This is a genomic window from Longimonas sp. (assembly GCF_046498435.1).
Taxonomy (GTDB): domain Bacteria; phylum Bacteroidota; class Rhodothermia; order Rhodothermales; family Salinibacteraceae; genus Longimonas.
In genome coordinates this window covers 1-9,671 of the sequence record NZ_JAWOAR010000176.1, presented here as the reverse complement: position 1 = coordinate 9,671, position 9,671 = coordinate 1, and the positions used below count along the sequence as shown (strand labels likewise).

Genomic DNA, 9,671 nt, shown 5'->3' with positions numbered 1-9,671 from the left:
AACAATCCCGTACCCAAAGCCGCTTAACTTTGAAGCCTGACAGAAGACCTCTTTACACAACTATCGTGACTTGATCTTCTTCCCAAGGGCGTCAGGATGACTTAAGGGCGCGAACAATAGCTTGGTAGTATGAGGTTTTCTTTTCTCTTCAGTCATGCTGAACGCAGTGAAGCATCTCAGGATGACCCGCTGGAAAGCGATGCCGCTGCTCTGTCGCATAAGCGACTGGGGGGCATGAGGTGGTGAGACGCCTCGCGACGCACCACTCAGGAGGTCTGCCTCCACACCGCCTCATAGATGACAAGAGCGTCCAGGCCAGCAGGCCCTCCGTTCGCAGTCAGAACCTGATGATAGGTCGGCCTGCATGCGTTAAGTACATCCACATAAGAATTCGGCACCTTCTTCCTCATGGTCCAACTCGTCTGGTACAAGCGCGATCTGCGGGTGCGCGACCACCGTCCGCTGGCCGAAGCCGCCGCGCGCGGACCCGTGCTGCCCCTGTACGTAGCCGAGCCTGAGATCGCTGCGGGAGCTGACTTTTCGCCCCGCCATTGGTCGCTTATCGCGCAGGGGCTGCACGCGCTGCGCCAGTCGCTCGCTGCGCTGGGGCAGCCGCTCGTTGTGCGCTGTGGACGCCTACCTGACGTGTTTGAGATGCTCTACCGGCAAGTCGGGCCCTTTCGCATCTGGGCACATCAGGAAACGGGCAACCGCCGCACCTTCGACCGCGACCTCCGCATGCGCTCCTGGGCGCAGACCCGGCGCATCCCCCTAACCGAATACCCGTGTCGTGGCGTGGTGCGTCCGCTGCGAGACCGCGACACGTGGTCCGATCGGTGGGCAGCCTGCATGAAGCAACCGCCGGTGCCCGTTCCTGAGATGCTTATGCCTACGCCCGGCGACCTGGAGCCGGGACGCATCCCCACGCACGCTGATCTGGGACTGCCACCCGACACGACCGCCGTACAGGCCGTGAGCGAAGCTCATGCGCATCAGTTGCTTAACACGTTTCTGCACGAGCGTGGGAAGCCGTATCGCACAAGCATGTCGAGTCCACTCACCGCTGAGCGGATCTGCTCACGGCTGTCGGTGCATCTGGCGTACGGCACGCTGAGCATCCGGCAGGCGGTGCACGCGCTGCGCGAGCGGCAACTAGAACTGGAGGGAGCTTCGTTCCGCGGCGCAGCCATGTGGCGGAAGTCGCTCGCGTCGTTCAACAGCCGGTTACACTGGCACGGCCACTTCATGCAGAAGCTGGAAGACGCCCCGCGCATCGAGCACGAAAGCTACATCCCGGCCTTCGACGCTTTACGCGCCGACGACTTCAACCCGGCGCTATACGACGCCTGGAAACATGGCCAAACGGGTTTTCCCATGGTGGATGCGTGCATGCGGTGTCTGCAACATACGGGCTGGCTTAACTTCCGGATGCGCGCGATGCTGTGCTCCTTTGCCGCGTACGATTGCTGGCTCGACTGGCGCCGCTTTGCCCCGTACTACGGTGGCCTGATGGCCGACTACGAGCCCGGCATCCATTACCCGCAGGTGCAGATGCAATCGGGCACCACCGGCATCAACCGGCTGCGCATCTACAACCCGGTGAAGCAGGGCCACGAGCACGACCCCGAGGCCGTGTTCATCCGCCGCTGGGTGCCGGAGCTGGCCGCCATCGAGAACGACGCGCTGGTACATGAGCCGTGGCAGATGTCTGCGTTTGAGCAGCAGGCGTATGGATGTGTGCTGGGCCGCGACTACCCTGAGCGCGTGGTGGATCATTTGGCGGCCTACCACGACGCTCGGAGCAAGATCGAGGCGCTCCGCGATACGCCGCACATCCAGGCGCAGGCCGAGGCCATCGTAGAAAAGCACGGCAGCCGCCGTCGACGGTAAGTAAGGGCACGGTGGTAAGTAGGGGCACGGTGTGCCGTGTTGCTACGGCGTTGCTGCACGCACCCGCACGCCGACGTGTGTGGCTACGGGGCGTCCTCCACCCAGATGTAAGCCTCCCAGCCCATTTTGCACATCGTGGCTCATGTAAAACGCGGTGGAGCCGCCGCCGTCGAGGATGAGTCCGTCGGTGGCGCCCTGGTCGGCCACGATCTGGGCGGCAGTGCCGCGCGTCACGTCCTGAAACGCGGCCAGCCACAGCTGCTTCGTCTCGGCGCAGGCGGCAATCATGGTGTAGTTATCGGCGGTGCCGTTGCGCTGGGTACGCGGGTGCACCTCGCCGTCGCGCAACTCGCGCACGAGTCCGCCCATGCCCCACTGCGCCTGGGCGAGCACCGAGTCAGGCGCTGGGCGCTCTGTGGTCAGGTGCGGCACGCGGTCGCGCGTAAGCCAGAGCAGGTAGCTCTTCGGGTTGATGTGGCTGGCCGTGCCGTCGGCAATGGTGGTGTGGTGGCCGCGTGCCCAACTGAAAGGCCAGTAGCCGTGGCGCGGGGGACGAAACAGCGCGCCGTTGACCACCAGATCCAGGTCGTGGGTCCAGGCCACCTGCCACGGATAGCGCAGCCGATACCACGCGGTGCTGTCGGTGCGCGCATCGGGTGGAGTGACGAACAGTTCTACGTCCGGCGCGGTCAGGTCAATGCGGGCGAGGTAGGCGCGTCCGGTGTCGGCGTAGCCGCTTGCCTGCACATCGAGCGCGGTGTAGTGGAGGCCAGGCCGCACTTCGGTTTCGGGATGCGGCACGTTGGCAGGGCGCAGTTCATTTGCAAGCAGGCGGCCCCCACTCCACAGAAGCAGCAGCCCGAGCATCCCCCACGCCAGCCAGGACCGGTGGGAAGCCGTGTGTTGGCGAGTCATGCAGAAGGCGAATCAGACCAGAGGGAGCGGAGCCAGGTCCACAGCCGCGTGCGCAGCGGCGGGGTGGCGCGCAGATCCATGACGATGTACACAACGAGCCAGGTGCCCACGGTAACCATAATCATATTGGCGACCCACATGCCAAACCAGGGTGCAATGACGGCCCGGTCGGCCAGTTTTTCGCCCTGCACGAGCGTGATCCAGTAGAACAGGAAGATGCCCATTGCAAACGCTGCGCTAACGCCCAGGCTGCCCCGGCGGATGCTGAGGCCGAGCGGCGCGCCAATGAAGATAAACACCACGCAGGCCACAGCAATCGAGTACTTCTTCATGATCTCGACGCGGTACGTACGTACACGCTGATCTTTCCACTCCACACTACGACGCGCGCTGCGAAGGGTGGACTGGAGCGAGCGCGCCCGCTGCAGGGCATTGTCTACGACGTTGGGATGCTGGTCGGGCGGGATATCGCGCAGTACAAGCGGCAATGCGGTATCGGCATCGAGCGTATCGGGCGGCGGCCAGGCGTCTGCCGAACCATCGGCATCGGAGCGATAGGGATGGTGCGGCGACGTGCTAATGTCTTCGTATTCGATCTGTATTTCGCGTCGGAGCGAGTCGGCCGCCTCCTGCAAGCCTGCGATTCGCATGGTGCGTGCAGTGCGGTCAGTGCGGCGCTCGCGGTCGTCGTCGCGCTGGAAGCCGAAGTCGGAGATGTCGAGTCGCAGCGTGTGCTGGGCAAACTGCATCTTTTCATAACGGCCCTCGGTGTGGTCGGCGTTGCGAGCGAGGGGGCGGTGCATCTCGCCATCGTAAAGGACCATTGTAATTTCGCGGCCCAACGAATCCGATTCGAGCGTGCCGTGCGAGGCCCGAATGACGGCCTGCTGCCGCCGCCCGTTGGTGTAGTCGTAGATGGTAATGCCTTCGAGTTCGTTCGACCCCTCGGGGCGCTCGCGCACCAGAATGCTGTAGTCTTCGATGCCCTCGTAGAACACGCCCGGGCGCAGTTCAAAGCCCGGCTGCTGCATGCGGATATCGGCCCATAGCATGCGCGCGCGATGGTTTGATTCGGGCAGCATCACGGTATTGAAGTAGACCATGAAGCCCGTAACGAACAGCCCCACCACCAGCGCAGGCCAGACCAGCTGTCCAAACGAGATGCCTGCTCCTTTCATCACAGTATAGGCCTTTGACTCGACCAACTGCCCAAACGCCATGAGCGCTGCCAGGAGCGTAGACATGGGCACCGCCAGCACGACCATGTACGCCAGGTTGTACGCGATCAGTTCGATAATGACGAGAAGCGGGATGCCTTTGCCTGCAATTTCGGGCAGCCACCGAATCAGAAACTGCATCAGCAGCAGAAACATGAGCACACCCAGCCACCCGAAAAACGGGCCGGGCAGCTTCCGAAGCATCATCCAGTGAAGCCGGTGAAGCCGCATGCGACAAGAAACAGCACAACAAAACAGTGGGAAGGCCGTCAATCTGTACGGATCGCCTCAATCCCGGTTCAGGGCAAGATGCGTTGGCCTCCCCAAGAATCCTGCAAGACGATGGCTCGTACCGCATCCCGTTCACATACGCATTAAACGTCCGGCCTATGACGATTCAGTCCTTCACGTTCAACGGATTCATGACCAACATGTACGTGGTGCACCGCAAGGGCGAAGCCGCCATCATCGACGCCTCGTGCGCCAGCAGTGCCGAGCAGCGCAAGGTGGATGCGTACATCGATGAGCACGATCTTACGGTGACGCATCTGATCTTGACGCATGCGCACATCGACCACATCTTAGGTTGTGCGCATCTCGAATCTACCTACGACCGGGCGTTCTACCTGCACCCGAGTGGCACGCCGTTCTACGACCAAGCCGCGCAGCAGGCGCAGGCGTTCGGCGTTACGATCGATCCACCGCAGCGTAGCACCACTCCCCTCACACCTGAGGATACACTCACAATTGGAGACGTCCGCTTCCGCATCTTGCACACCCCCGGCCACTCACCCGATTCGGTGAGCCTGGTGGCCGATGCGGAGGACGTTGCCTTTACCGGCGATGTCCTCTTTCAGGACTCGATTGGGCGCATTCAGGGCCTGCCGCAGACCTCGCAAACCGACCTCATGGCGTCCATCCGTGAAAAGCTGCTGCCGCTGGGCGATGACATGACTATCTACCCCGGCCACGGCGCTGTAACGACGATCGGACGCGAACGGGCACAGAATCCGTTTCTGAATAATCAGGTGCCTGGGTTTTCTTAAAGAATGTTTGGCGTATCCAACTGAATAACAAATTTCTATCGGATGCAAACACAACGTGCCAGGGCGGGCATTTTGATGCTATGCAGCGCGCTTGTGCTTGGATGTGTGCTGGTGGCCGGATGCGCAGACGATGCGCTCACTCCCATTGAGGAGGGCAGCTCCCAGACGGAGTTGCGCGAGCAGGTGCGGTACACACTCGACGCGGGGCCGCATCAGGGGGCGGTGCCCGACAGCATCAGCCTGAATGCCGAGGTGCTTATGCAGTCGCTCGACTCGGCGCGTACGCTCGTCACCGTGGCGTTTGAGGATACGCTCGATACGCCTCAAATCTATCCTGTGCACATCCACGCCAATAGCGTAGACACCACCGGCTCTATTCGGCAGGGACTGGGAGCCATCGACAACGCGGCACGGCGCATGGGACGCAGTGTGCACCTGGTGGACCAACCGCTCGACTCACTGCGCGCGCTCGATGCGCACATCAACATTCACGAGCAGGCTATGCCGCTCGACACGGTGCTGGCGCAGGGCAACATTGGGAGCAATGCCAGTGCGCAATCGTCGCTCTTCCAGCTGGAGCGCGCTACTGAGCCCGATACTGTTACGTATTCGCTGACGCCCGCGGCGAACGGTCGTCCTGAAGCCCCAAACGGCCTTAGCGGCACCATCCGATTTGAAGCGCTCACCCCGCAGACCACGCTTGTGGAAGTCCGCCGCGCTGCCGATGCCCCTGTTACGAACCAGGCGCATCCGGTGCACCTGTGCCGCAACCCTGCCAGCGCAGGCGGCGACATCGCATTCTACCTGGGTGCGCTCGATGGTCACCCCGACGGGGCGCGCTCCAGCTGGGCCGTGGTGCCGCGCCCGTTCGACGAACTGGCCGCCTTCGATGGACACGTACGCGTTGCCTGGAGCAACGAGGCGCTGGATACGGTGCTGGGGCAGGGCGATATCGGGGCCAACGCGCCGTAGAGACACTGCCAGAGACGGACTCGGCGCGCCGAGTCTCTACAACCCAACATCAGCCAAATCCAGAGCCACATCGGCATAGAACGTATTGGCATCGAAGTCGGCCCCGCCGAATCCGGCATCCATGCCCACCTGGCGGATGTGATCGGCATCCAGCACGCCTTTGAACGTGCCCCACTTGGCGCTTTCCACCGAGACGAAGCCGTCGTTGCAGCCTTCGCGCTCGTACAGATAGGCGTTAAAGTAGCGCAAGAGCGGCGTAAGCGGCACCTCGGTATCGCGCCCCGCCCGTCCGGCATACGACCAGTAGTGCACGTTTGGGTGATCGGGCACGTTGGGGTTGAAGCTGTGGGTCATGAACGAGGGGGTCAGTTCGCGCACCGTTTGGAGCGAGTTGGCCGATCCGTTTTCAATGATGTGCGTGCCCAGCCAGTCGGCCATGTCGGCCATCCACGAGCGCACCGCATCGGGCTGCTGCAAGACAAGATTCGCCAGCTCCGATCCGCGGTGCGGCGTAGCTATCGTAACGAGCGCCCCAATGCGGTCGTGCAGTCCCATTTGGCTGATGAGGAAGCGGGCGTCGAGGCCGCCCATGGAGTGGGCAATGAGCGAAACGGCATCGGCCCCTGTTTCATGCAGCACATGTTCGATGTGGTGCTTCCACGTTTGGCATCGCGCACGCACAGTGTTGTACGGCGACACGTTTGGCGCATAGGCGCGCACGCCACGCATTCGCAGGTACATCGCCTGTTCATGCAGGTGCCCGCCCCGACGAAACGACCCGCCAATGCCAAAGCCATGCATCATAACAACAGGTAGGTGCGTGGGGATGATGGCGGGCTGCGGAAACGATTGCAATCCGGTAAGCCGCTGAAATGCGGAAGCGGGAAAGTTTGGCATGGGTGGTGATGAGGCTCGGGGACTGAAGGCCGTGTGCAAGATGGGAGATCAAAACGAATGCCATGTCGGGACCTTTGTCTCGGCATCCATCAGCTATTAGATCCTTACTGGGTCTCGCCCCACTTGCATGTGCTTGAACCAGACATCCGGATGCAAGTTGCCCGCTGGCTGCTGCACTGATTTACGAGCGGTCGGTTTCGTTTCTCGCCATCCGACGCAGATACGCCCCATGTCTCACGCATCACCATACAATTCCTGGGCGTTTTTTTGGAACGCATGCCTGCTTCCGCATCAGATACGTAGTACTACATCAACCAGGATAGTATTTCGTGAACGACGATGCGTCTACATCCTGGCCTTCCATCGGCCACCCTGGTCTGTCAATGTTAGGATCGAAAGGAGAGATATAGCTTATGGACGACAGTTGTACAGTCACCTCAAAGTCCTCTACCGCCCGAAAAAGCAGCAGCTCGATCTCGGTGCCAAACTCATCTACTTCTTGCAGAACGATCGTACGCTTTGAGTTGAAGTAGACATCGCTCCACTCCCACAGGTGGCCTGTCCAGCCCAGGGCGAACGCTAAAATAGAAGTTCCCAGATACGGGACTTCAGGACTGAACGCGTTCCAAATGGTGTAGCATCGTATGCCTCAATCAAAAGAAAGGACGAGTTGAGTCAGCAGGAAAGACCGCCCCAGAAGAATCGCACCGGCTGTTGCAGCCAAAAAGAACAGTTCGTATCCCTTACGCCGGTATAGGCGATAACGAAATCGAGTGGTAGCCCGACAGAATATGACGCCTCCCAAGATAGGAAGCAGAAGTGTGGAGAACTGCACGATCCGGTGACTTTTTCTCTTCGATCCTCAGACTTGTCTTGCGCCATTTTACTAAGCGGCGCATCGAGCTGCTGTAACTGCTTTTGGACGCCCGAGTGTTCAAACAACGCATCAGGATCTACATAGGGGGACCCGTTTCGTCTCCGCTTGACTCCGTCGGAACGCTTTTCGTCTTCAGAACCGAAAAGAAAGCCGAACAGTCGTTTCATAACGTAGGCACCAGATTAGCTTTTCCCTTGACGGCAGACTGTGAGCGTGTGCTTATGTGTACATTGCATGTGTCTGCCATACAATAGAGGGGTTCCGTGGTCCGATGCCTCTAACAGTTGAGGGAGTGGTAGTGGATAGACGTTAAGTGATAGCTTCCCTGATAAAAATATTTCCTGGGGCGAACGGTCCCCCGTTCGCCTCCGCCGGAGACGTCCGCGCCGGGGGCGCTTCCAGTCTCCGGCTACAGGCTCATTCCTTCCATCACTTAGCATTGAACCGCTACCGAGGGCGTCGCTAATCCTGGAATGATCGGCGTTATCAGAGAGGCAGATAGATCCCGGATCAGCGGCGCCGGGGGCGCCTTGTCCGGGATGACTGCTTCGGAGGTATCACTTATGATATAACAGCTACCAAAGTTGATGTTGTGCTTCATGTTATGCGCCTGCCCCATCCTCCAACAAACGCCGCAGATACGTCCCATACGGACTGTTACCGCAGGTTTCGGCGCGGTTGGCAACTGCACCTGCGTCAATCCAGCCATTACGGTAGGCGATCTCTTCGAGGCAGGCCACCTTGAGCCCCTGCCGCCGCTCGATGGTTGCGATATAGTTGGTTGCTTCCCACAGCGCATCGGGCGTGCCCGTATCCAGCCAGGCCATGCCGCGCCCCAAGCGCTCTACCGTAAGTGTGCCGCGTTCGAGATAGGCGCGGTTCACATCCGTAATCTCCAACTCGCCGCGATCTGACGGCGTGAGATTCGCCGCGATGTCCACCACATCGGCGGTGTACAGGTAGAGCCCCGTTACGGCGATGTTGGAGGGCGGCACGTCCGGCTTTTCGATGATGTCGGTGACGGTGCCGTCGGCGTCGAAGTCGACCACGCCGTAGCGTTCGGGGTCGCGTACCGGATAGCCAAATATGGTGCCGCCTTCAACGGTGGAGGCCGCGTGTTGCAAGCGCTGCCGCAGGCCATCGCCGTAGAACAGGTTGTCGCCCAGAATGAGCATGACGGGCGCATCCCCAATAAAATCGGCGCCAATACGAAACGCATCGGCAATGCCGCGGGGGGCGTTTTGCGTGGCGTACGAGAGATCCAGCCCCCACGGGGTGCCATTGCCCAGGAGCGCCTCGAAGCGCGGGCGGTCGTGCGGCGTGGTGATGACGAGGATGTCGCGAATGCCCGCCAGCATAAGCACCGATAGCGGGTAGTAGATCATCGGCTTGTCGTACACCGGAAGGAGCTGTTTGCTAAGCGCCTCGGTAGCGGGATAGAGACGCGTTCCGCGTCCGCCCGCCAGCACAATACCGCGCATGGAATGAGTGGGAGGTGATTGAGGAAAGCAGTGGGATATCTTTACGTTTCTTCGGAGCCGGTTTGGCCTACTCGTTCAACGAGTCGATGGAATGAATGTAGCGCGTCCAGAACGAAAGTACAATGTCGAAATATGTGCGGTAGTGCTGTGTCAACCCTCATTTTGAGGGTTGCTCTGCAATCATCCCCCCAACAAAGCCTGTCATGGTGAGCACGCGACGGGCCCAGCCCGGAGCACGCCGAACCATCTCCTCGGTGCTCAGCGGCGCTCTAGGCGATTGAACGGCCCTGCCCATTTCGGAGGAGATCTTTATTCACTGCGTTCATCAGTCGCTTCGCTCGTGTCAGGACTCCGCGTCTCCTTGGCGGAGCCGCTG

General features: G+C 60.6%; 8 protein-coding genes. 3 read left to right on the top strand and 5 right to left on the bottom strand.

All coding sequences use genetic code 11. The features are described 5' to 3' along the window. Positions 1-408: 408 nt before the first annotated feature. A complete protein-coding gene (locus R6U20_RS06440; RefSeq protein ID WP_410337042.1) occupies positions 409-1,890 on the top strand; it encodes an FAD-binding domain-containing protein in 1,482 nt (493 codons plus the stop codon). A gap of 42 nt (positions 1,891-1,932) precedes the next feature. Here the strand turns inward: R6U20_RS06440 and R6U20_RS06435 are convergent, their stop codons facing one another. Continuing rightward, on the bottom strand, positions 1,933-2,805 hold the full coding sequence (locus R6U20_RS06435; RefSeq protein WP_410337041.1) for a phosphodiester glycosidase family protein: 873 nt from the start codon (positions 2,803-2,805) through the stop codon (positions 1,933-1,935). Continuing rightward, the gene (locus tag R6U20_RS06430) at positions 2,802-4,229 is read right to left on the bottom strand and encodes an LptF/LptG family permease (RefSeq protein ID WP_410337040.1); all 1,428 of its coding nucleotides are present in this window, start codon (positions 4,227-4,229) and stop codon (positions 2,802-2,804) included. Before R6U20_RS06430 ends, R6U20_RS06435 begins: the two co-directional genes overlap by 4 nt. A gap of 182 nt (positions 4,230-4,411) precedes the next feature. Between R6U20_RS06430 and R6U20_RS06425 the strand changes: the two genes are divergently transcribed. Both R6U20_RS06425 and R6U20_RS06420 read left to right on the top strand, forming a co-directional pair. Then, the gene (locus R6U20_RS06425; protein WP_410337039.1) at positions 4,412-5,068 is read left to right on the top strand and encodes an MBL fold metallo-hydrolase; all 657 of its coding nucleotides are present in this window, start codon (positions 4,412-4,414) and stop codon (positions 5,066-5,068) included. A 93-nt stretch (positions 5,069-5,161) separates the two neighbouring features. Beyond that, entirely contained in the window at positions 5,162-6,040 is an 879-nt protein-coding gene (locus R6U20_RS06420) for a hypothetical protein (protein WP_410337038.1), read from the top strand. Positions 6,041-6,076: 36 nt separating this feature from the next. Here the strand turns inward: R6U20_RS06420 and R6U20_RS06415 are convergent, their stop codons facing one another. The 3 genes from R6U20_RS06415 to rfbA form a co-directional block, all read right to left on the bottom strand. Continuing rightward, on the bottom strand, positions 6,077-6,937 hold the full coding sequence (locus R6U20_RS06415) for an esterase/lipase family protein (protein ID WP_410337037.1): 861 nt from the start codon (positions 6,935-6,937) through the stop codon (positions 6,077-6,079). A gap of 675 nt (positions 6,938-7,612) precedes the next feature. Further along, positions 7,613-7,981 carry a hypothetical protein gene (locus R6U20_RS06410; RefSeq protein ID WP_410337036.1) on the bottom strand — a complete coding sequence of 123 codons (369 nt, stop codon included), beginning with the start codon at positions 7,979-7,981 and terminating at the stop codon, positions 7,613-7,615. A gap of 435 nt (positions 7,982-8,416) precedes the next feature. Beyond that, complete coding sequence (rfbA, locus tag R6U20_RS06405) at positions 8,417-9,295, bottom strand: glucose-1-phosphate thymidylyltransferase RfbA (protein ID WP_410337035.1); 879 nt, start codon at positions 9,293-9,295, stop codon at positions 8,417-8,419. Between the last annotated feature and the right edge of the window lie 376 nt (positions 9,296-9,671).